The following is a 21,334-nucleotide window of genomic DNA, read 5'->3' on the forward strand; positions in this document are numbered from 1 at the left end:
GCCGCGAATAACGCGCGGCCTGCACGGGAAGCGAGCCGTTCAGTGCCCGGTGGCTTGCCAGCCGCCCCCCAGGCTCTGGATCAGCGCGACACTGCCCTGACTGAGCTGGCCCTGGGTGTCCCGCAGGTTCTGCTCGGCTTGCAGCAACACCAGTTGCTGGGTCAGCACCGACTCTTGGCTGGCGGTGCCAGCGCGTAACTGCGCCTCCTGACTACCGAACAGTTGCTGGTTGCGCTGATAAACCTGCTGGAAGGCGTCGGCCTGGGTTTGCAGGTGGTTGATGGCCGAGAGGTTGTCTTCAACGTTCTGCAAGGCGCTAAGCACAGTGCCGCGGTAATTGGCGGCGATTTGGTCGTAGCTGGCCTCGGCCTGTTTGACCGCTGCCTCGCGGGCGCCGCCGTCGAACAGGGTTTCGGCCAATGCAGGGCCCAGGGTCCAGATGAGATTGGGCAAGGAGAACAAGCCACCAAGGGCGCTGCCGCGATAGCCGAGCTGGGCGGTGAGGTCCAGGGAGGGAAAGAATGCGGCTTCGGCGACGCCGATTTTCGCGTTGGCCGCCGCCGCCGAGCGTTCGGCAGACACCACATCGGGGCGGCGCTGGAGCAGGGTCGAAGGCAAGGTCAGCGGTGGCCGAGGCAGGACGAAGGTGAAGTCATTGCGCAGTGCTACAGCAAACTCGCTCGGTGCCACGCCCACCAACACCGCCAAGGCATGTTCATATTGCTCGCGATCGCGCAGCGAGGTCTGCAGATCGGCAATCGAGGTAGTCAGTTGGTCCTTGGCTACCAGCAGTTGGTCGTTGGTGGCGACACCCTGGGTGTACTGGGACTGGATCATGTCCAGCAGCTGCTGATTGATCTTCTGTTGCTGTTGCAGCAGCCGCACGTCGATATCCATCTGTCGCAGCGCGAGGTAGTTACTGGCGACGCTGGAGCTGATGGACAGCCGCACCCCAGCCAGCAAGGCATCGGATTGCTGGGCCGTCGCTTGGCTCGACTCGATGCTACGGCGTACCTCGCCCCACAGGTCCGGCTCCCAACTGGCGGTCAAGGTGGCGCTGAAGCTGTTCTTGACCCCGCTTGAGGTCGTGCTGGTGGTGCTATCGCCGCCCTCCCCCCGCGAACCCGAGAAGCCAACGCCAACCGTCGGCCACAGCCCGGCCCGACTCGACGCCACCTGCGCCTTGGCCAGCCGATAAGCCGCTTCAGCAGCAATGATCGACTGGTTGGCCTTGGCCGAGCGCGCCACAAGGTCGTTCAACACCGGGTCCTGATAAGCCAGCCACCACTGGCTGTCCAATGCGCCTTGAGGATTGGCCGCCGCTCGCTGCCACTGCGCGCCTTCCTTGAACGATTGCGGCAACTCCATTGCAGGCTTCTGGTAGTCAGGCCCGACCATGCAGCCCCCGAGTATCAGGCTGATGAACAGCACGCTGTATTTCAGTTCCATAACCTTGCTTCCTTACGCCGCCCCAGGCGCTGGGACGCCCGGTCGAGCCACAGGTAGATCACTGGAGTGGTGTACAGCGTCAGCACCTGGCTGAGCAGCAAACCACCAATAATCGAAATACCCAAAGGCCGGCGCAACTCCGAGCCGTAGCCGGTGCCCAGCACCAGCGGCAATGCGCCGAGAATGGCCGCCAGGGTGGTCATCATGATTGGCCGGAAACGAATCAGGCAGGCGCGGCGAATCGCTTCCTTGGCCGTCAGTCCGAACTCCCGGCGCTCGGTGATGGCGAAGTCGATCATCATGATTGCGTTCTTCTTCACGATACCGATCAGCAGAATCACCCCCACCAGCGCAATGATCGACAACTCGGTGCCCGTCAGCAGCAAGGCGATCAACGCGCCCACACCGGCCGAGGGCAAGGTCGAGAGGATGGTCAGTGGGTGCATCAGGTTTTCGTAGAGGATGCCCAGCACGATATACACCGACAGCAGCGCAGCGACGATCAGCAACGGCTCGCTGGCCACCGACGACTGGAACACCTGGGCTGTTCCGGCAAACTGGCCGACCACACTGGCAGGCATGCGCAACTGCTTCACGGCGTCGTCCACCAGCGCGGTAGCCTGGCCGATGGAGGTGCCAGGGGCCAGATTGAACGATACGGTCACCGCTGGAAAGGTGCCTTGGTGGCTGATGGAGATCGCCGTGCGTGCCACCGAGTTATCGGCAATCGCCGACAATGGCACCAGGGTTTTCTGGATGGCCAGGTTGGGGGCTGGCGTACTGCCTTTGGTGGTCACCACGGTGCCCGTCGGCACGTAAGTACCCTTGAGCGCCGCGGGATCGGTCCAGTACTGCGGGGCGATTTCCATTACCACGTGATACTGGTTGGCGGCGCGGTAAAGGGTCGCGACCTGCCGCTGGCCAAATGCGTCGTACAGCGTCTGGTCCGCCGCCGAGATACTGACCCCGAGCCGCGCCGCCGTATCCCGATTGATCGTCACATTGGCCAGCAGGCTGTTGTCCTGCTGGTCGGTATTGAGGTCTGTGATTTGCGGCAACTTGCGCAACACCTCCACCACTTTGGGCACCCACTCGTCCAGGGATTCCTGGTCATCGGCGGTCAGGGTGTATTGGTACAGCGCGCCACTTTGCCGGCCGCCAACCGTGATGTCCTGTGCCGATTGCAGGTACAGTTTGGTCCCCGGCAGGTCGCCGAGGGCGTGGCGAATTTGCCCGATCACGTCTGTGGCGCTGTTCTTGCGATCGGCCAGTGGCTTGAGCAACACAAACAGCCGCGCACTGTTGACCGCTCCGCCACCACCCCCACCCCCGCCGCCGACAAAGCCGGCGGTGTTTTCAATATTGGGGTTTTGCATCACCTTGCGGTTAATCTCAGTGAAGTCCTTCTGCATCGCCCCATAGGAAATGCTCTGGTTCGCGAGGATGCTGCCCTGCAAGCGGCCGGTGTCTTCCTGGGGAAAGAAGCCCTTGGGCACCAGCACGTACAGCACCCCGGCGAGGACGATCACCAGCACTGTCACCAGGCCCATCAGCAGCGTGTGGTCGATGACCCAGCCTAGGGTGCGGTCATAGAAGCGGTGAAAGCGTGAGTCCGGGTGTTCGTTGCCCTCGCGGATTTCCTTCGGTGCCCGCAGCAATACGCTGGCCAGCATCGGTGTCACCGTCAGGGAAATCAGCATCGAAATCACGATGGCCGTCGACAGCGTCACCGAAAACTCACGGAACAACCGCCCGACAATCCCGCCCATCAAGAGCAGCGGAATAAACACCGCCACCAGGGACACACTGATGGTCAACACCGTGAAACCCACTTCCTGCACCCCGGCCATTGCGGCTTCCACCCGGGTCTTGCCGTGCTCCAGGTGGCGCATGATGTTTTCCACCACCACGATGGCATCGTCCACCACAAAACCGGTGGAAATGGTCAGCGCCATAAGCGACAGGTTGTTCAGGCTATAGCCAAGGAAATACATGGCGCCGAAGGTCCCCAGCAACGACAGCGGCACCACGATCGCCGGCACCAGGGTGCTGCGCCAGTCACGGAAGAAGCCGAACGTCACCAGGGTCACCAACAGGATCGACACCAACAACGTCACCTCGACGTCGTGCAGAGACGCGCGAATGGTGGTGGTGCGATCCATCAGCAGGTTGAGCTTGATGGACGCCGGGATCGAGCTTTGCAGGAACGGCAGCGAGGCCTTCACCGCGTCCACCGTCTCGATCACGTTGGCCCCCGGCTGCTTGAACACCACCAACAGCACCGCGGGCTTGCCGTTGGACAGGCCGAAGTTGCGCAGGTCCTGGACGTCCTCGCGCACGTAGCCAAGGTCGGCTATGCGGATCAGGTCACCGTTGTGCTCCTTGACCACCAGCGGCCCGTAGTCCTCAGTGTTGAGCAGTTGATCATTTGCGCCGATGCCATAGGACTGGTCACCGATGACCACCGAGCCCTTGGGCAGGTTGACGTTGGAGGCGCTGATCACCTGGCGCACCTGTTCCAGGCTGACGCCGTACTGGTTGAGCCGGTCCGGGTTCAGTTCCACCCGCACCGCCGGCAATGCGCCGCCGCCCACGGTGACGTCGCCTACCCCGGAGGTTTGCAACAGCCGTTGCTCCAGCAAGGTCGAGGCCACGTCATACATCTGCCCCGGCGTGGCGCTGTCGGAGGTCAGGCTGATAATCAGGATCGGCGAATCGGCCGGGTTGACCTTGCGGTAAGTCGGGTTGCCGGACAGGTCGCTGGGCAGGTTACTGCGGGCGGCGTTGATTGCCGCCTGCACATCCCGGGCGGCGCCGTCGATATCGCGGTTCAAGTCGAACTGCAAGATGATGTTGGCCGAGCCCAGGCTGCTGGAGGAGGTCATTTGCGTGACCCCGGCGATCTGCCCGAACTCTCGCTCCAGAGGTGTGGCCACGGAACTGGCGACAGTGGTTGGATCGGCACCGGGCAGCGAGGCACTGACGCTGATGGTCGGGAAGTCCACCTCCGGCAGCGGCGCCACCGGCAACAGCATGAACGCCAGCGCCCCAAACAGCGCCAGCCCTGCCGCCAGTAACGTGGTGGCGATAGGACGCTTGATAAACGGCGCGCCGAGGTTCATCGCCATCAGTCCGTTTCAACCGGGCGTCGGCTGAAACGCTGCCCCAGGCCGTGCATGGCGAGAAAGATCACCGGGGTGGAAAACAGCGTCAACAACTGGCTGAGCAACAGGCCGCCGATGATCGCGATCCCCAGTGGATGCCGCAGCTCCGAACCGATACCGGTACCCAGCGCCAGTGGCACCGCGCCAAACAGCGAAGCCATGCTGGTCATCAGGATCGGTCGGAAGCGCAATTGCGCCGCCTGGCGAATCGCCGCCGTCGGGCTCAGGTCGCCCTTGCGCAACAGCTCCAGGGCGAAGTCCACCATCATGATGCCGTTTTTCATCACAATGCCAATCAACAGGACAATCCCGATCAGGCCGATGATGTCGAATTGCGTACCGGTTACCAGCAGCGCCAGCAACGCCCCGAGGGCCGCCGACAGCAGCGTCGACAGGATCGTCACAGGGTGCACGAAGCTCTCATAGAGAATCCCCAGCATCAGGTACACCACCACAATCGCCGCCACCACCAGGAACACCTGGTTGGACAACGACGACTCGAACGTCGCCGCCGCGCCTTCCAGGTTGGCCTGCACCGACAGCGGCAAACCGACCTTGGCCTCGATGTCCTGCAGCAGCGTCAGCGCCGCGCCCAAGGTCTGGCCGGGAGCGAGGTTGAAGGACACATCGGCGTAGGGAAATTGTCCCATGCGGTTGATGGTGAGCGGCGTGCGCACCACCTGCAGGGTCGCCATACTTGACAGCGGCGCCACACCGCCGGCGGGAATGTCGACGTACAAACCGGTGAGCAGATCCGGCAGGTTGCGCGGCAGATGATCGGTGGCAATCACCACGTGGTACTGGTTGAGCTGGGTGTAGATGGTCGACACCTGACGCTGGCCAAAAGCGTCGTACAGCACGTCATCGATGGCTTGCGGGGTGATGCCGAGTCGTGAGGCAGTGGCGCGGTCGAACGTCAGCTGGATCTGGTTGCCGAACTGCATCGCTTGGCTTTGCACATCGATAAACACTGGGTCTTGCTTGACCGCCGCCAGCAGCTTGTTGGTCCACTGTTCCAGTTCATCCAGGTCGTTGGCTTGCAGGCCAAGTCGATAACTGGTGGTGGACACCGTGGCGTCGAGGGTCAGGTCCTGCACCGAGTGCAGGTACAGCCGGATGCCGGCGTCGTCGGCGTTGACATCGGCCAGTCGGCGGATCACCTCGGTGGCGCTGTCGCGCTCGCCCCGGGGCTTGAGGTTGATCAGCAGGTTGCCCTGGTTGATGGTGGGGTTGGTCTGGTCGATGCCGACGAAGGACGACAGGCTCTGCACCGCCGGGTCCTTGAGGATCCGTGCCGCCAAGCGCTGCTGCTCGACCTGCATCTGCTGGAAGGAAATGGTCGGCGACGCCTGGGAAATACCCTGGATCAGGCCGGTGTCCTGGTCGGGGAAAAAGCCCTTGGGCATGATCACCAGGGTCATCAGGGTCAGCGCGGCGGTGAACACCACCGAGATCAGCGTCAGGGTGCGGTGGGCCAGGACCCAGTCCAGGACTCGGACGTACTGGGTGTTGATGCGGTCGAAGAAATCTGCACGACGCTCCTCGTGCTTATTCCTCAGCATCCGCGCGCACATCATCGGCGTCAGGGTCAGGGAAATCAGCGCCGAAATAACGATGGTCACGGCCACGGTCATGGCAAATTCGCGGAACAGTCTGCCAACCACATCGCCCATGAACAGCAGCGGGATCATCACCGCAATCAAGGCGATAGACAGCGAAATGATGGTGAAGCCAATCTGCTCCGAACCCTTGAGCGCCGCCTCCAGCGGTGAGTCGCCGGCCTCGATGTAGCGGGTGATGTTTTCGATCATGACGATGGCGTCATCCACCACAAACCCGATGGCGATGGTCAACGCCATCAGCGTCAGGTTATTCAGGGAAAAGCCTAGGGCGTAGGCCACCGCCAGTGTGCCCACCAGGGTCAGCGGCACGGTGACCGCCGGAATCATCGTGGCCGCGATATTGCGCAGGAAGATGAAAATCACGATCACTACCAGCAGCACCGCCACTGCCAGTTCGTACTGCACATCGGTGACCGAGGCGCGGATGGTTTGCGTACGGTCCGTCAACACCTCGACCTTCAAGGTCCCCGGCAGACTGGCCCGCAATTTGGGGAGCAATTGCTGCACGCGGTCCACCACCTCAATGACGTTAGCGCCGGGCTGGCGCTGGATATTCAGCACAATCGACGGCGTGCTGTTGGTCCATGCGGCCTGGCGCGGGTTCTCTGGGCCCTGGGTGGAACTGGCGATCTGCGACAGGCGTATCGGTGCGCCGTTTTTATAAGCGATCACCAGGTCGCGGTATTCCTCGGCGGATTGCAGCTGGTCGTTGGCGCCAATGGAATAAGCCTGGAACTTGCCGTCGATATTGCCCTTGGCCTGGTTGACGTTGGCCGTGCCCAGGGAGGTGCGCAGGTCATCGATGGAAAGCCCGAGGTTGTTCAGCGTCGACGTATTGGCTTCGACCCGCACCGCCGGTCGCTGGCCGCCGCTGATGGTCACCAGGCCAACGCCGGTGATCTGCGAAATATTCTGCGCCAGGCGGGTGTCGGCCAGGTCTTCGACCTTGGTCAACGGCAGTACATCAGAGGTCAGGGACAAGGTCAGCACCGGTGCATCTGCCGGGTTGACCTTGCTGTATACCGGCGGGTACGGCAGGTTGGCTGGCAGGAAAGTGCCGGCCGCGTTTATGGCCGCCTGCACTTCCTGTTCGGCAACGTCCAGGGAAAGCGACAGCTCGAATTGCAGGGTCACCACCGAGGCGCCGTCGGAACTGGTGGAGTTCATCGACTTCAGGCCGGGCATTTCCCCGAGCTGACGTTCCAGGGGGGCGGTGATCGACGAGCTGACCACGTCCGGGCTGGCACCGGGGTATTGGGTGAAAACCTGGATGGTCGGGTAGTCCACCTCAGGCAACGCCGACACCGACAACAGGTGATAACCCAGCATCCCCAGCAACAGCACCGCGACCATCATCAAAGTGGTGGCTACAGGACGTTCGATAAAGGGCCGCGAAATATTCATGATCGGCAGCTCCTCACTGTACGACGACCTTCACCAGCGAGCCGTCATCCAGTTTGTCGGCGCCTTCGGTAACCACCTGTTCGCCCGGCTTCACACCGTTGTCGAGCACCGCCGAGACATCGCCCATGGCCGGGCCGGTCTTGATATTGCGCAGGCTGGCCAAGGTGCCGTTGACCACGAACACGAAGTCCCCCTTGCTGCCGTGCTGGATCGCACGGGTCGGTACCACGGCGAATTGAGTCAAGGTGTCGGCCTTGAGGAGCGCGTTGACGAACTGGTTGGGAAACAATGCATTGCCCGAATCATCGAACTGCGCCTTGACCTTGATGGTGCCGGTGGTGGTGTCCACCTGGTTATCCAAGGCCAACAGACTGCCGGTGGCCAGCAAGTTCTTTTTATCGCGGTCGTAGGCCAGCACGGTCACCGCGCCACGACCCATGGCCTGGTTGATCGCGCCTAGGTCATCCTCGGGCACGGCGAACACCACGGTGGCCGGATTCATCTGGGTAATGACCACAATGCCTGTATTGCTGGTGGTGGTGACGTAGTTGCCGGGGTCCACCAGGCGCAGGCCGACTCTGCCGTCGACGGGGGAAGTGATGGTGCAATAACTCAGTTGCACCTCAAGGTTCTGCTCATTGCCCTGGTCGGCGGCCACGGTGCCCTGTTGTTGCTGGACCAGGGAGGCTTGCGTATCGAGGGTTTGCTGGCTGGTGGAGCCGGCCTTGACCAATTCGCGATAGCGCGCCAGGTCGCGCTGGGCGTTACTCAATACCGCCTGGTCGTGGGCCAGGTTGCCCTTGGCCATCGCCAGTTGGGCTTTCAAGGCACGGTCGTCGATTCGGGCGATGACCTGGCCCTTGCTCACGCGCTGGCCTTCCTTGAATTCCACGCTGCTGAGAATGCCGTCGACCTGGCTGACCACGGTCACACTGCGGGTCGGCGTGACGGTGCCGAGGGCGTCGATATAGACCGGCACATCTTGCAAGGCGACCGGTACCACCGCGACCGGTTCACCAGGCACCGGCGGCTTGCCTTTGTGCTGGCCACCAAAGAAGTGCAAACCCAGGGCAATCAACAACGCGACCAGCAACAACGTGCCGACTGCCCAGGCGAACGTACGTCGTCTGATTTTCTCCACGGGTTTCTCACTCGAACGCCGAAATCAGGATGCCTCGCCAAGGCCAAGTGGCACTTCGCTGATTGCAATCTAACAGCGCGTTCGGTCTATGTTTGTACAACCGTGTTTGCGTTCAGCATCAAGACAGAAAAAATCACCTGCGGCCCCGTAACGCAAGGCCGCGCACAGACAATCAACGATACCTGTAGGGTGTCAGCGTCGTGCGGTCTGTGGTGATCCAGGCGTTTGAACCGCCACTTCCAGCGGGCACAACAGGCCGGCTTGCGTGCCGACACAGTCTTCGCCGCGGACCAGATCGGCATGCAACGGTGGCTGCGTCAGGGTCAACTCTGCCAATGGGGTAGTCGCGTATAAGGCCGAACGCAACGCATTGGCCGTCGCCCCATGCCTCCCACCACCGACGCCAGCACACGAGTGGTTGGTGCTGGTGGACGTCTGGACAGTAGGCGCAATGAAAGGCACATTACCGCCACCCAGGCTGATGCTCAGCATGCAGCGATAGCCAAGAGGTCCAACATGTCATTTGATCTTCATCATCTGTTGCTCGTGTTCACAGCCTATGTCGTCGGAGCAGCCAGCCCCGGCCCCAGCAACATGCGGATTATGGGTGTCGCTATGCACCAGGGGCGCAAGCCTGCGCTGCTGCTGGCAGCCGGTGTAATCAGCGGTTCATTTTTTTGGGGCTCAATGGCCGCCACGGGCGTTTCGGCCATTCTGGCGCAGTTTGCACAGGCGCTTGTTGCCCTGAAAATAGTCGGCGGGATCTACCTGATTTACCTCGCCATCAAAGCCGGCCGCTCCGCCCTTGCCTCTGGCGAGCGAATCGAACAAATGATGGCTGCTGCGCAAACTGTGTCAGGTTTTAGCCTCTACCGACGCGGTCTGCTCATGCACCTCACAAACCCAAAGGCGCTGCTGGGCTGGATCGCAACTATGACCCTCGGCCTGGGCCCTGAAGCTACCCCAACTACAGTCGCAATTATCTTGGCCGGTTGCGCCGTACTGAGCATCACAATCTTCTGTGGCTATGCGATTGTCTTCTCCACTGCACCGATGATTCGGGGCTACCGCAAGGCTCGGCGCTGGATTGAAGGAACCCTTGCACTTGTGTTCGGTGCGGCGGGGATAAAGCTGCTGCTCTCGCGCAGTTGAAACAACGAGCAGAAAACAAAATAGCACTCCCCCGGCGAACGCATAGTCGGTATATTGACCTTTTAAGTCATTATAAAAAGAGATGCGTATGATGCTCAAAATGTTCCAGGTAGATGCCTTTTCTGAAACCGTATTCGGCGGAAATCCAGCGGCGGTCCTGCTGCTGGAGGACTGGCTCCCGGATCAACTGATGCAATCGATCGCCAATGAAAACAACCTGGCAGAGACCGCGTTTGTAAAGCCATCCGGAGACCACTGGGCGCTACGCTGGTTTACCCCCACCGTTGAAGTAAGTTTCTGTGGCCACGCAACGCTGGCCACCGCCCATATATTGATAACCGAATACGATGTGCCCAGCCCGTTATGCTTCTCCACCCGAGTGGGTGATCTGAAAGTGCAGGCATTGGGAAACGAATACCTGCTGGACCTGCCTTGCATTGAGCCGGAACACCTCACTCAACTGCCCGATAGCATTGCTCCGTTGTTTCGCGACAATGCCGTCAGTCACTTCAAGAACTTTGAGAACGTGTTTATTCAGCTTGCCACCGAGAGGGATGTTCGCGCTTATCAACCGGACTTCAACACGCTTGCGCAACTGGGGCCGATCGGTGTGGTGATCACCGCTGCCGGCGAAACGTACGACTTCGTCTCGCGCTACTTCGCCCCAGGTGCCGGAATCCCCGAAGACCCTGTGACCGGCTCAATCCATGCCACGTTGGTGCCCTACTGGGCCGAACGACTTGGGAAGACTCGCCTGTCGGCATTCCAGGCGTCGTCCAGAGGGGGGATTTTGCAGTGTGAGCTGCAAGAGCACAGGGTTTTGATCAAAGGTAAGGCCGCCACCTTCATGAAAGCAGAGATTTATCTGCCCGATTGAGAGGGTAGCCCCCAGCTTAGTCGCAACGGCGTTGTATATCCGATAACTTCTGTAGTTGATCAAATACGGAAGTTATCCACCAACTGCTTGAGTTGGCTGGCTTGCCGTTCCAGGTCATCACAGGCACGCAACGTAGCCTGCAGATTATCGGCCCCTTGGTGGTTGAGCGAGTTGATTTCGGTGATGTCGATATTCAACGATTCAATCACCGATGTCTGTTCTTCAGTCGCCGTTGCCACCGAATGGTTGATGCCGTCTATCTCACTGATGCGCTGTGCGACTCTGCCCAGTCGGTCTCCCGCCTGGTTGGCAATGATCACGCCCTCGTTACTATAGCGCTCACTCTCGCTCATGGTGGACACTGCCTCATCGGCTCCACGCTGTAACGCGTCGATCATCGTATGAATCTCTTGAGCGGACGTCTGGGTACGATATGCAAGGCTGCGTACTTCATCAGCCACAACGGCGAATCCACGACCAGCCTCACCTGCCCTCGCCGCCTCGATGGCTGCATTAAGCGCGAGCAGGTTGGTCTGTTCGGAGATCCCTTGTATGACCTCCAATATCCGACCGATATCGACCGTCTTGTCATTCAAACTTTCAATGTTGCCGCACGACGCTCGAATTTTTCCTGACAAACCGCTCATGGCTTCAATGGTCTCCGCGACCACTTTTAGGCCGCTCTCGGTCTGCCGACGCGCTTCAGTCGCCTGGGCTGATGCGTCTCCTGCATTACGCGCAATTTCCAGCGAGGCGGCGCCCAGCTCATGGATCGCAGCAGCGATACTATTGGTGCGCTGGTTCTGCTCGTCAGAAAACGACATCGATGATTTGGAAGAAGTCATCACGCGCTCGGCCACCTCATTGACCTCGGTAGTAGCCGAAGATACATCGCGGATTGAACGATGAATTTTTTCCACGAAAAGATTGAAGTCGCCTGCCAGGCTTCCAAACTCATCGCGTGAGTGAATCCCTAAGCGTCGGGTAAGATCACCCTCTCCCTGAGCGATATCGCGCATGACGTTACCCATCACCTTAATCGGCCGCATTAACACACTGATCAGTAGGCCCAGCAGTAAAAGCGTGACGACTACCGCTATAAACGCGGCCAACAAAGCCGAGATACGAAAATCCGTCAGTGCTGCGTAGGCTTTATTTTTGTCGATCGATAAAGCGATGTACCAGTTCACCGAGGGCAGCCCCTTGATCGGGGAGAACATCAAAATCCGAGGTTCCCCTTCCTGCTCAGTCTCACTGATGTGGGTACTGAGAGTCGGTGGGTTTTGCGGGTAGATCTCGCCCAGCTGTTTCATCACCCTATCTTTGTCCGGATGGACCAATACCTTGCCATCAGCACTGACTAAAAAGGCATAGCCGATTCCGCCCAGGTCGAGTGAGCTGACGATCTTCGCCAATGTATCGAGAGTCAGGTCCCCTCCCACCACCCCAAGCGTCTGGCCGTCATGGCTTACCGGCGTCGCAATCGTCATCATCAACTGGCCGGTAGTAACGTCAAGGTAGGGCTCAGTCAATGTGGTTGCCCCGGCAGTCATCGCGTCCTTATACCAGGGCCGGGTTCGCGGATCGTAGTCAGCGGGTAATTCGTCCTTTGGCCGTATGGCGAAACTACCGTCATGCCCTCCGAGATAGGTGAAAGTAAAGGTCGATAGCAATGACCTCTGCTCCAGCAGGCGCGTGACGCTGTCCGGTGCTGGATCGTTGGCAACCGTCTGAGCAATATGGTCAACCAACAATATCCGTCCAGAGAGCCAGGCCTGGACGCTGCTCGCCGTGATTTTGCTCATTTCTTCAAGATGGTTTTCAAGGTTCGTGCGGATGGTTTTGCGCTGGATCGAATCGTTGTACAGCGTAAAGAGGGAAAACGCTGCGACGACGACGAGCGATGCCGCAAGCAGTACCTTATGACTGAACTTCAGGTTGGCAATCATCATGTTTTATCCGAAGACCGGGAGTGTTGTAGTTGTTATTCGATGCCAAGGTGTGTCGATGAGTGCTTGATGACGGCCAACTCTGGATAGGCCGCCAGTTTCTCGATATGCAGTTCAGTACTCTCCAACCAACGTTCAGTGAGCGAGCGGAAATGCTCCATATCCCGGCAACGCATCCGCAGACAGTAATCAAGCGCACCACTGATGAGTTGGCACTCAATGACCTGCGGGCAAGCATCGACTACGGCTTCAAACGCCTTTTGCGCGCCGAGCCCCTTGCCATCAGCCAATCCAACCAGCACCAGCAGAGATAAACCAGGTGAGAGCTTGTGCTCGTCGATGAAGGCACCATAACCACGAATGACCCCTAGCCTTTCCAACTTACGTACACGTTGCTGGCAAGGGCTCTGACTCAAGTGCACAAGTGAGCCAGGTTTTTTATAAGTGATGCGCCCGTTGTGGCGCAGCACATCAATGATTGCCTCGTCGATACGCTCCAAAGTTTCAAAAGTCCTCAGGGCTTTACTTCCAGTATTCATACGGAAGGTTTTTCACTTCAGTCCATTGGACAGAAATTGTTGCAGACGCTCGCTGCGCGGGTTATCCAGAATTTCTGGCCCGCCCTGCTCTTCGACAAGACCCTGATGAAGAAACAGCAGTTGGTTCGAGACCTTGCGGGCAAAACCCATTTCATGGGTCACCATGATCATGGTCCGACCTTCTTCAGCGAGCCCTTGGATGACCTTCAGCACTTCGCCCACCACTTCAGGATCGAGTGCTGATGTAGGCTCGTCGAACAGCATGACTTCAGGCTCCATCGCGAGTGCACGGGCAATTGCTACCCGCTGCTGTTGGCCACCGGAAAGAAACGCAGGGAACTGGTCGGCAACACGGGCCGGCAGCCCCACCTTTTCCAAGTATCGCCGGGCACGATCTTCCGCATCTTTTTTGCTGACACCCAGCACCCTCCGCGGTGCGAGGGTGATGTTGTCCAACACGGTCATGGGGCCCCACAGGTTGAAGTGCTGGAACACCATGGCCAGGCGGGTACGCAGTCGTTGCAGTTCGCGGTCGTCGGCCACTCGCAGCCCCAAGTGGTTTTTGACCATGCAAATCGGCTTGCCATCCAGACTCATGGCACCGTCGTTTGGTGTTTCAAGAAAATTGATGCAACGCAGGAATGTACTTTTTCCGGAACCACTAGCACCGATCAGGCTAATTACATCGCCAGTTTTGGCTTGCAGGGAAACACCCTTGAGTACTTCATGGTTACCATAGCTTTTGTGTAGCCGGTCAACAGTCAGTTTGTACATGTTCGCAATCATCCTCTAAAGCGGATTGGGAGCAGCAGTGTCAGATACTGGGCTCAGTGAGTCGGACCAAGAAAAGCCAGCCAGTGACGCTCGGCGATTCGAAACAGGCCGACCAGTGCAAAAGTCACCGCCAGGTAAATCAGTGCCGCAATCCCAAACGATTGAAAGGTCAAAAAGGTCGCGGAGTTCGCGTCACGGGCAACTTTAAGAATGTCCGGCACCGTTGCGGTGAACGCCACCGTGGTCGAGTGCAGCATCAGGATGACTTCGTTGCTGTAATACGGCAGCGAGCGACGCAAGGCTGATGGCATGATCACAAACGCATAGAGCTTCCAACCTGAGAGGCCGTAAGCTTTCGCAGCCTCAACCTCGCCATGGGCAATGTTGCGAATAGCCCCCGCAAATATCTCCGTGGTGTAAGCGCAAGTATTCAGTGCGAAGGCAAGAATGGTGCAATTCATCGCATCGCGAAAAAACGCATCAAGCACAGGCTGTGCTCGTATGGCAGCCAGGCTATAGATCCCGGTGTAGCAGATCAGCAACTGGATGTAGAGCGGCGTCCCCCTGAACAGATAGGTGTAAAACTGCACCGGCCAGCGCACATAAAACCTGGGCGACACTCGAGCGATGGACAGCGGAATCGACACAATAAAGCCGATGAACAGTGAGGCACTGAGCAGCCACAACGTCATGGCCAGCCCGGTTATCTGCTGACCATCGCTGTAGAAGAAAGGCCTCCAGTACTCCTGTAGAAGTTCGATCATCGCGCCGCCTCCCTAGAGCCTACTGCGTAGTGCCGCTCCAAGCAGCGCAGAACGAGATTGGAGAGGCTGGTGATGACCAGATACGTCAAGGCAGCCAGCACCAGGAAAAAGAACAATTGGTAGGTGCTTTTTCCCGCATCCTGGGCGGCCTTCACCAAGTCAGCCAGGCCAATGATTGACACCAGTGCAGTGGCTTTGAGAATCACCATCCAGTTGTTGCCAAGACCCGGCAAGGCGAATCGCATCATTTGCGGGAACATCACGAAGCGAAAACGCTGAGTGCGACTTAACCCATAAGCCGTGGCCGCTTCGACCTGGCCGCGGGGCACTGCCAGCATGGCGCCGCGGAAAGTTTCGGTGAAATAGGCGCCATAGATAAATCCAAGGGTCGTGATTCCAGCAACAAATGGATTGATCTCGACGTAACTCCATCCCAGCAAGGTGGTCAGGAGGGTCAACCAGGTTTGCAGGCTGTAGAAGATCAACAGCATCAGCACGAGGTCCGGCACACCGCGAATCAGCGTGGTGTACACCTGGGCAGACAAACGCAGCACTTTGACGCTGGAGAGTTTGGCACTGGCTCCGACCAGACCCAGCAACACGCTGAGCATCAATGACGCAATAGACAGCTTGACGGTCATCCAGGCGCCTTCGAGCAGCAAAGGGCCGAACCCTTTCAAGCTGAATGCAGAGAGCCCCAGTGCGCTTAATAGTGTTTCGAACATGATCAGCAACCTATAGCGATAAGCGCCCATCCAGCGGATGAGCGCCGGGTGGTTATTTGCCGCTGTAAAGATTCAGATCGCCGAAATGCTGCTTCTGGATCGAATCGTAGGTGCCGTCGTTGTGTAGCGCCTGGATCGCTTTATCCAGCTGCGCCTTGAGTTCAGCATTGCCCTTGGCAATGCCGATCGCTGTTTTCGAGGGGAGTAAAGGGCTGTCAACTGACGAACTGATTTCGTAGTCAGCGCCCTGCGGCGAATTTATAAAGCCAAGCTTGGCTTGCAGCGTGTCCTGGATAGACGCATCCAGCCGCCCTGCTACCAGGTCGTAATACACTTGATCCTGATTTTGATAGGACTGAATCTTTACGCCGGCTTTGTCCAGTACGGCTTTTGCATAGGCTTCCTGAATGCTGCCCTGAAAGTAACCGACCGTTTTGCCTTTGAGCGAGGATACATCTTCACTCAGTCCCGAACCTTTCTTGAATACATAGGAAGTAAACCCGGAAAACAGCTCGTTAGAAAAATCGATGGCTTTTTCACGCGTCGGAGTGACCGTCATGGACGAGAGAATCCCGTCAAACTTGCCAGCTCTCAGGCCAGGGATCAAACCATCAAAATCGCTTTCAACCCAGATGCACTTAACTTGAAGCTTGGCACAAATGGCATTACCCAAATCAATATCAAATCCCTTGAGACTGCCATCAGCCGCTTTGGACTCAAACGGCGCGTAGTTAGCATCCACGCCAAATCGCAAGGTTGTGTACTCTTTGGCCGACACCACATTCGTGCACAGCGCAAACAGTATTATCAAATACAGCTTTCTTAGCGAAATCATAAGTACATCCCTAGATTTTGTAGTTGGATTTAAGGGCAGTAAACATCTGACAGCGGTAAAACGTTACTTTCATTGTTATTGGTTAAAGCCATCGCTTCGCCTTAAACACTACCTGAGTGCCGCGACTTAACGAATATGGCAAATTGATCGATATCACGAGCAAAATGCTCGCCGTTCAGGCGGACACCAACTTCATCATCAGCAAGCCGCTGACAATCAAGATGGCGGCCACAACGCGGAGCAGGCTGGCAGGTTCGTCCAGGAAAAAAATGCCCGCTGCGAATGCTCCCACAGCGCCAATACCGGTCCAGATAGTGTACGCAGTGCCCAGCGGCAAGCTTTTCATAGAGAACGAGAGCAGCGCAAAACTGGCTATCACTGTTATAAGTGTAATAACCGTCGGTACGAACCGCGTAAAACCTTCCGACTGCTTCATCGAAAACGCCCAGACAACTTCAAGTATTCCTGCAATCACCAAACTTACCCAAGCCACGAGCTTCTCCTAAAACGCCAGCGAACGAACAGTTAGCCTTTAATAGGGCAAACCTTTTTAACTTTCTTAAGAAGACCCCCGCGAGCACGGGGGTAAAGACGGGCTTGACCAAACCCTGGCTGCGTGACGCCTGTATTTAAATCACTTGAATGTTGCATCCAGAGCGAACGTAATATCCTTGATCAAGTCATCTGGATCTTCCAGCCCAACAGAAAAACGCAAATGACCGTACTGACGGAACTCTTCGGGATACTTGTCAAAGCCACCCCGCCCCTCTGCCCCCACATGCACGATCAGCGATTCGTCATGCCCTAATGAAACGGCCGAAGTGATGATGCGCAAATTCGAAACAAACCGATTCTGCATATCTGGATCGCCCTTCACCGCGAAGGCCATCATTGCGCCGTATCCCTTGCCTGCAAATTGCCGGCGCGCCAGCTCGTGCTGCGGGTGGGAAGGCAAACCCGGGTAGTAGACGTAGGCGATACGATCGTCGGCATCAAGAAACTGTGCCAGTTTTTCAGCCGTGCTCAACAGTTGTTTCAGACGCAGCGGCAGCGTGACCGACCCGCGCATGATCATCCAGGCATTGAAAGGTGAAATGGTCGCACCGAGGTCGACCAACGCATCATTTTTAATCTTGTAGATCAACTGGTTGGAGCCGATCACTACGCCACCCATCGCATCGCCATGACCATTGATGTACTTGGTCAATGAGTGAATGACGAAGTCGACACCGTGCTCACTCGCGCGGAAAAATGGAGGTGGGGTGAACGTTGCATCTACTGAAATCAGTGCGCTGTGCGCATGAGCAATTTCAGCCAACGCTGCAATATCTGCAACTTTGGTGGTCGGGTTGGCAATCGTTTCAGTATGAATCAGCTTGGTGTTAGGCCGGATGGCTTGACGAACCGATTCCAGGTCACCGACATCTACAAACGTCGCTTCGATCCCATAACGTTCAGGCAGGAGTTCCGCGAAGAGTCGCCAAACGGCTTGGTAGGTGATGTCGCTGACGATGACGTGGTCGCCACTTTTCAAGAAAGAAAAAAACACCGAATGCAACGCGGCGACACCGGTAGCGAATACCACAGCATCTTCACAACCCTCGAGGGCTGCGAGTTTCTTCTCCAGACAAACCTGGTTGTGGCCTTGATTGCGCGTATACACAAGGCCGTCTGGACTCGACCAGTCCATGGTTGCCGGATCTTCGGGCAAGAGATAGGAGTTAGCCATGACCAATGGCGTACGGACGGCACCACTGGTGACATCCGCGACATTCCCGCCATGAACTGCCAGCGTCGCTGCAGATAATGTTGATAGGTTGTGCTTATCGGGACGCATGTCGATTCCTCTGATTTTATTGTTGTGTCATTCGTTGTAAATACGAACGATTTGTTTAGCTTCCACTTACACCGTTAATGCAAATAACCTTGGGTTGCGTCATATCTTCATAGGCGAAACGCACACCTTCACGGCCCATGCTCCCGTACTTGAAACCACCGAAAGGCATTGCGTCGAATCGATAGTCCGAGGAGTCGTTAATCATGACGCCGCCAGCCTCAAGCCGCTTGGCTGCCTTCAGCGCAACATTCAAATTACTGGTGAAAATCCCAGCATGCAGGCTGTAGTCTGGTTCGTTGGCGAGCGTCAGGGCCTCCTCCAGGGAACCTACGCTCTGGAGTATCACGACAGGGCTGAACACTTCTTCGCACCACAGCTTGCAGTGCCGGTCGACGCTTTCCAGGACAGTGGGCGAATACAGCGATCCGTTGCGTACATTGCCAAACAGCAAGGTCGCGCCTTTCGCGATGGAGTCATTCACCACCTCCTCGGTGTGCTTGGCTGACGCCTCAGTAATCATCGGGCCGACATCCGTCTGCTCATCTGCGGGATTACCCACGATCAACTGGCTGGTTTTTTCAACGAAGCGTGTTTTGAATGCTTCGTAGAGCGGGGCCTCAATTAGAATCCGCTGGGTACCAATACAATTTTGGCCAGCAGCCCAAAAAGCACCCGACACACACGAGTCGACTGTTTCATTCAAATCACAATCGGCCATCACGATGACTGGGGCATTTCCTCCCAGGTCCATCGCCAGTTTCTTGAGCCCGGCTGTACGCGAGATTTGTTCACCCGTGACGAAGCCGCCCGTGAACGAAACCATACGTACCGCTCGGTGCGCGACCAAGGCCTTGCCCAGCGCAGGACCGCCTGTGGCGACTGTCACAACGACTGGAGGTAGGCCTGCATCGATAAGACAATCCACCAACTTGATCGCTGATAGCGGTGTGAGCTCAGACGGTTTGAGTACAACCGCATTTCCACCCGCAATTGCGGGCCCAAGTTTATGTGCGACTAGATTGAGGGGATCGTTGTAAGGCGTAATCGCGACGATTACACCAAGGGGCTCACGAGTGAACCATCCCTGGCGAGATTCAGATCCGACATAAGCATCGAAAGGGATCACTTCGCCGGCATTACGCTTGGCTTCCTCAGCCGACAACTTCAAGGTATTGACGCAGCGCAACACCTCCTTTCTCGCCTGCTTCAGCGTTTTGCCCGACTCAGCCACAATCAGTTTGGCAAAGGCGTCCTTATCACGTTCAACCGAGAACGCAGCTTTTTCCAATATGCGTGCACGTTCATGTCGCGGCAGATCCTTGGCGATCAAGGCACCCGAAATAGCCGTGTCGACTATCGTGATGGCTGATGAAGCAGGTATGTCTGCCACCTCACCCACCTTGCTACCGTCAAACGGGCTAAGCACCGTAATGGCTTTATAATCAGCAGCGAGTGAGAGACTCAAGCTATTCATGATTACTTACCTGACTGGGTTTTGTACTTGTGAATGCTCACAATATCGGCGAGCAAGGCGAAGGCAGTTTCAAAGCGACCGGCACCAGCGCCCACCACGGTTACAGGGCCGAGAATGGCGGTATTAAACGTAATGGCGTTGGTCGCGCCACTCACACCGCAGAGCGCGTCATTGGATAGCAATAACTGAGGACTAACAGACGCCGAGATCGAGCCATCACTCCGTTTCTCTGCACTGCCGATAAGCTTCCATCGGGCATTGGCTTTAGTCGCCTCAGCAATATCCTGGGCGGTAATTTCAGAAATACCCTTGCAAAGGACATCACTAGGCTTGAGCTTTGCCCCCAGCAGTTCATTCGCCAAAATGACGACCTTCAGACGTACATCATGGCCCTCCACATCCGCTGTTGGATCAGCTTCGGCATAACCCAACTCCTGGGCCTTTGCGACAGCCTCGGAGAAGTCAAGACCAGTTTCCATGCTGGAAAGGACGAAGTTGGACGTACCGTTGAGGATCCCTTTGAAACCGCTGATTTCCGAACCTGCCAGGGACTCCTTGGCCAAACGGATAACCGGCGTTCCACTCATCACCGCGCCTTCGAATTCGAAGCGGGCGCCGGTGCTTTCTGCAAGCGCTTTCAAACTATCAGCATGCAATGCCACCGGCCCTTTGTTGGTGGTCACAACGCTGGCGCCCTTCTCCAAAGCCCAGCGGCAGAACGTAGTGGCTGGCTCTCCATCCACGGGGTTTGTGAACGTTGCCTCAGCAACGATATCTGCACCCGAGAAGCGGATGACCGTTTCGTTAGCCGGCTCAGCACTGCCGCCTGGTAAGGTTCTGAAACCACCTTTTGCGGCAGGTACCGCGGCCAATTCATGTGCATCCAGACCGTCTTTGTTGATAATTGAGCCAAGATAAAGGTCGCTGACACCGACAATCTTCAGTTTGAAACCCAATTCATTTGCCCAGCGCGAGTTCTTATCGGCGATAAGCTGAGTGAGGGCGCGATTGACGCCACCGAAGCCAAGCAGAGCAATTTTATATTCAGTCACGACAAAGATCTCATTGTTATGTTTTGGTGCTGAAATAGTAATTCGTCAACGTGCTTTCACGAATATGGCAAACAGAACGTTATTGCGAGCAAAATGCTCGTGCAACGGCGCACTTTGCTTTGTCCGTGCTACTTGGTGCAGGATAAAACGAAAGAGGTCACGGTATTTAGAACCCCTGGCAGCGCTGAGATTTCACTCCAGACCCTATGGATACGATCTGAACTCATAGCCTCGACCGTCAATACAATATCAAGATCGCCACTCATCACATTGCATGAGATGACTTCAGGCATTGCTACAACAGAACGGACAACTTCAGCATCACGCATCCTGTCTTTACGATAAACGAAGATTAACGCATTGATGGGCCCGGCATCCGTGGAGGGCATACCTTTAATGATCGTATAGCCCCTGACGTATCCATCGCGCTCCAATCTTTCAATCCGCAGCCTGACCGCATTCCGGGACAAGTTAACTTTCATTGCAATATCATTATGAGCAAGCCGCGCGTTACGCGTGAGCTCTTCCAATATTTTCTCATCAACTTTATCTAAAACACGTTTCATCTCTAACTCC

Annotated in this window: 18 protein-coding genes and 1 pseudogene; 2 read left to right on the top strand and 17 right to left on the bottom strand. The window is 57.1% G+C overall.

What is annotated here, in order from left to right; genetic code table 11:
• Positions 1 to 39 precede the first annotated feature (39 nt).
• The 5 genes from ACA070_RS16785 to ACA070_RS16805 all read right to left on the bottom strand — a co-directional run bounded on the left by ACA070_RS16785 (position 40) and on the right by ACA070_RS16805 (position 9,272).
• Positions 40 to 1,449 (bottom strand): efflux transporter outer membrane subunit, encoded by a 1,410-nt coding sequence (locus tag ACA070_RS16785; RefSeq protein WP_497447546.1) that lies wholly within the window; start codon positions 1,447 to 1,449, stop codon positions 40 to 42.
• Positions 1,440 to 4,571 (bottom strand): efflux RND transporter permease subunit, encoded by a 3,132-nt coding sequence (locus tag ACA070_RS16790; RefSeq protein WP_497451965.1) that lies wholly within the window; start codon positions 4,569 to 4,571, stop codon positions 1,440 to 1,442. Before ACA070_RS16790 ends, ACA070_RS16785 begins: the two co-directional genes overlap by 10 nt.
• A 5-nt stretch (positions 4,572 to 4,576) precedes the next feature.
• A complete protein-coding gene (locus ACA070_RS16795; protein ID WP_497447547.1) occupies positions 4,577 to 7,639 on the bottom strand; it encodes an efflux RND transporter permease subunit in 3,063 nt (1,020 codons plus the stop codon).
• Between the two features lie 13 nt (positions 7,640 to 7,652).
• A complete protein-coding gene (locus ACA070_RS16800) occupies positions 7,653 to 8,780 on the bottom strand; it encodes an efflux RND transporter periplasmic adaptor subunit (protein ID WP_497447548.1) in 1,128 nt (375 codons plus the stop codon).
• A 192-nt stretch (positions 8,781 to 8,972) separates the two neighbouring features.
• Entirely contained in the window at positions 8,973 to 9,272 is a 300-nt protein-coding gene (locus ACA070_RS16805) for a hypothetical protein (RefSeq protein ID WP_497447549.1), read from the bottom strand.
• 24 nt (positions 9,273 to 9,296) lie between these two features.
• On the opposite strand from ACA070_RS16805, the gene ACA070_RS16810 reads away from it, so the two are divergent.
• On the top strand, positions 9,297 to 9,932 hold the full coding sequence (locus tag ACA070_RS16810; protein WP_497447550.1) for a LysE family translocator: 636 nt from the start codon (positions 9,297 to 9,299) through the stop codon (positions 9,930 to 9,932).
• An 88-nt stretch (positions 9,933 to 10,020) separates the two neighbouring features.
• On the top strand, positions 10,021 to 10,809 hold the full coding sequence (locus ACA070_RS16815) for a PhzF family phenazine biosynthesis protein (RefSeq protein WP_497447551.1): 789 nt from the start codon (positions 10,021 to 10,023) through the stop codon (positions 10,807 to 10,809).
• Positions 10,810 to 10,868: 59 nt separating this feature from the next.
• Here the strand turns inward: ACA070_RS16815 and ACA070_RS16820 are convergent, their stop codons facing one another.
• From ACA070_RS16820 to ACA070_RS16875, 12 genes and pseudogenes are all read right to left on the bottom strand, one after another.
• Complete coding sequence (locus ACA070_RS16820) at positions 10,869 to 11,654, bottom strand: methyl-accepting chemotaxis protein (RefSeq protein ID WP_497451966.1); 786 nt, start codon at positions 11,652 to 11,654, stop codon at positions 10,869 to 10,871.
• A gap of 120 nt (positions 11,655 to 11,774) precedes the next feature.
• Positions 11,775 to 12,761, bottom strand: a pseudogene (locus tag ACA070_RS16825) (cache domain-containing protein); the annotation flags it as partial.
• A 32-nt stretch (positions 12,762 to 12,793) separates the two neighbouring features.
• Positions 12,794 to 13,297 carry an Lrp/AsnC family transcriptional regulator gene (locus ACA070_RS16830; RefSeq protein WP_497447552.1) on the bottom strand — a complete coding sequence of 168 codons (504 nt, stop codon included), beginning with the start codon at positions 13,295 to 13,297 and terminating at the stop codon, positions 12,794 to 12,796.
• 12 nt (positions 13,298 to 13,309) lie between these two features.
• The gene (locus ACA070_RS16835; RefSeq protein WP_497447553.1) at positions 13,310 to 14,071 is read right to left on the bottom strand and encodes an ABC transporter ATP-binding protein; all 762 of its coding nucleotides are present in this window, start codon (positions 14,069 to 14,071) and stop codon (positions 13,310 to 13,312) included.
• A 53-nt stretch (positions 14,072 to 14,124) separates the two neighbouring features.
• Positions 14,125 to 14,835, bottom strand: a complete 711-nt coding sequence (locus tag ACA070_RS16840) for an ABC transporter permease (RefSeq protein WP_429379194.1) — start codon at positions 14,833 to 14,835, stop codon at positions 14,125 to 14,127.
• On the bottom strand, positions 14,832 to 15,560 hold the full coding sequence (locus ACA070_RS16845; protein WP_497434309.1) for an ABC transporter permease: 729 nt from the start codon (positions 15,558 to 15,560) through the stop codon (positions 14,832 to 14,834). Before ACA070_RS16845 ends, ACA070_RS16840 begins: the two co-directional genes overlap by 4 nt.
• Before the next feature lie 52 nt (positions 15,561 to 15,612).
• On the bottom strand, positions 15,613 to 16,395 hold the full coding sequence (locus ACA070_RS16850) for a transporter substrate-binding domain-containing protein (protein ID WP_497434313.1): 783 nt from the start codon (positions 16,393 to 16,395) through the stop codon (positions 15,613 to 15,615).
• Positions 16,396 to 16,570: 175 nt separating this feature from the next.
• Positions 16,571 to 16,888 (bottom strand): DMT family transporter, encoded by a 318-nt coding sequence (locus ACA070_RS16855; RefSeq protein WP_497447554.1) that lies wholly within the window; start codon positions 16,886 to 16,888, stop codon positions 16,571 to 16,573.
• Positions 16,889 to 17,029: 141 nt separating this feature from the next.
• Positions 17,030 to 18,232 (bottom strand): trans-sulfuration enzyme family protein, encoded by a 1,203-nt coding sequence (locus tag ACA070_RS16860; protein ID WP_497447555.1) that lies wholly within the window; start codon positions 18,230 to 18,232, stop codon positions 17,030 to 17,032.
• Positions 18,233 to 18,287: 55 nt separating this feature from the next.
• A complete protein-coding gene (locus ACA070_RS16865) occupies positions 18,288 to 19,706 on the bottom strand; it encodes an aldehyde dehydrogenase family protein (protein ID WP_497447556.1) in 1,419 nt (472 codons plus the stop codon).
• Positions 19,707 to 19,708: 2 nt separating this feature from the next.
• Positions 19,709 to 20,758 (bottom strand): homoserine dehydrogenase, encoded by a 1,050-nt coding sequence (locus tag ACA070_RS16870; protein WP_497447557.1) that lies wholly within the window; start codon positions 20,756 to 20,758, stop codon positions 19,709 to 19,711.
• 128 nt (positions 20,759 to 20,886) lie between these two features.
• Positions 20,887 to 21,324 (bottom strand): Lrp/AsnC family transcriptional regulator, encoded by a 438-nt coding sequence (locus ACA070_RS16875; protein ID WP_095129279.1) that lies wholly within the window; start codon positions 21,322 to 21,324, stop codon positions 20,887 to 20,889.
• Between the last annotated feature and the right edge of the window lie 10 nt (positions 21,325 to 21,334).

The sequence above is a fragment of the Pseudomonas sp. LBUM1678 genome (assembly GCF_059695575.1).

What these genes read in the sequence shown, in the direction of transcription:
- ACA070_RS16835 (WP_497447553.1), bottom strand. Translation starts at nt 14,071, where the DNA reads ATGTACAAACTGACTGTTGACCGGCTACACAAAAGCTATGGTAACCAT.
- ACA070_RS16785 (WP_497447546.1), bottom strand. Translation starts at nt 1,449, where the DNA reads ATGGAACTGAAATACAGCGTGCTGTTCATCAGCCTGATACTCGGGGGC.
- ACA070_RS16805 (WP_497447549.1), bottom strand. Translation starts at nt 9,272, where the DNA reads ATGCTGAGCATCAGCCTGGGTGGCGGTAATGTGCCTTTCATTGCGCCT.
- ACA070_RS16865 (WP_497447556.1), bottom strand. Translation starts at nt 19,706, where the DNA reads ATGAATAGCTTGAGTCTCTCACTCGCTGCTGATTATAAAGCCATTACG.
- ACA070_RS16830 (WP_497447552.1), bottom strand. Translation starts at nt 13,297, where the DNA reads ATGAATACTGGAAGTAAAGCCCTGAGGACTTTTGAAACTTTGGAGCGT.
- ACA070_RS16850 (WP_497434313.1), bottom strand. Translation starts at nt 16,395, where the DNA reads ATGATTTCGCTAAGAAAGCTGTATTTGATAATACTGTTTGCGCTGTGC.
- ACA070_RS16845 (WP_497434309.1), bottom strand. Translation starts at nt 15,560, where the DNA reads ATGTTCGAAACACTATTAAGCGCACTGGGGCTCTCTGCATTCAGCTTG.
- ACA070_RS16875 (WP_095129279.1), bottom strand. Translation starts at nt 21,324, where the DNA reads ATGAAACGTGTTTTAGATAAAGTTGATGAGAAAATATTGGAAGAGCTC.
- ACA070_RS16790 (WP_497451965.1), bottom strand. Translation starts at nt 4,571, where the DNA reads ATGAACCTCGGCGCGCCGTTTATCAAGCGTCCTATCGCCACCACGTTA.
- ACA070_RS16815 (WP_497447551.1), top strand. Translation starts at nt 10,021, where the DNA reads ATGATGCTCAAAATGTTCCAGGTAGATGCCTTTTCTGAAACCGTATTC.
- ACA070_RS16860 (WP_497447555.1), bottom strand. Translation starts at nt 18,232, where the DNA reads ATGCGTCCCGATAAGCACAACCTATCAACATTATCTGCAGCGACGCTG.
- ACA070_RS16820 (WP_497451966.1), bottom strand. Translation starts at nt 11,654, where the DNA reads ATGACTTCTTCCAAATCATCGATGTCGTTTTCTGACGAGCAGAACCAG.
- ACA070_RS16810 (WP_497447550.1), top strand. Translation starts at nt 9,297, where the DNA reads ATGTCATTTGATCTTCATCATCTGTTGCTCGTGTTCACAGCCTATGTC.
- ACA070_RS16840 (WP_429379194.1), bottom strand. Translation starts at nt 14,835, where the DNA reads ATGATCGAACTTCTACAGGAGTACTGGAGGCCTTTCTTCTACAGCGAT.
- ACA070_RS16795 (WP_497447547.1), bottom strand. Translation starts at nt 7,639, where the DNA reads ATGAATATTTCGCGGCCCTTTATCGAACGTCCTGTAGCCACCACTTTG.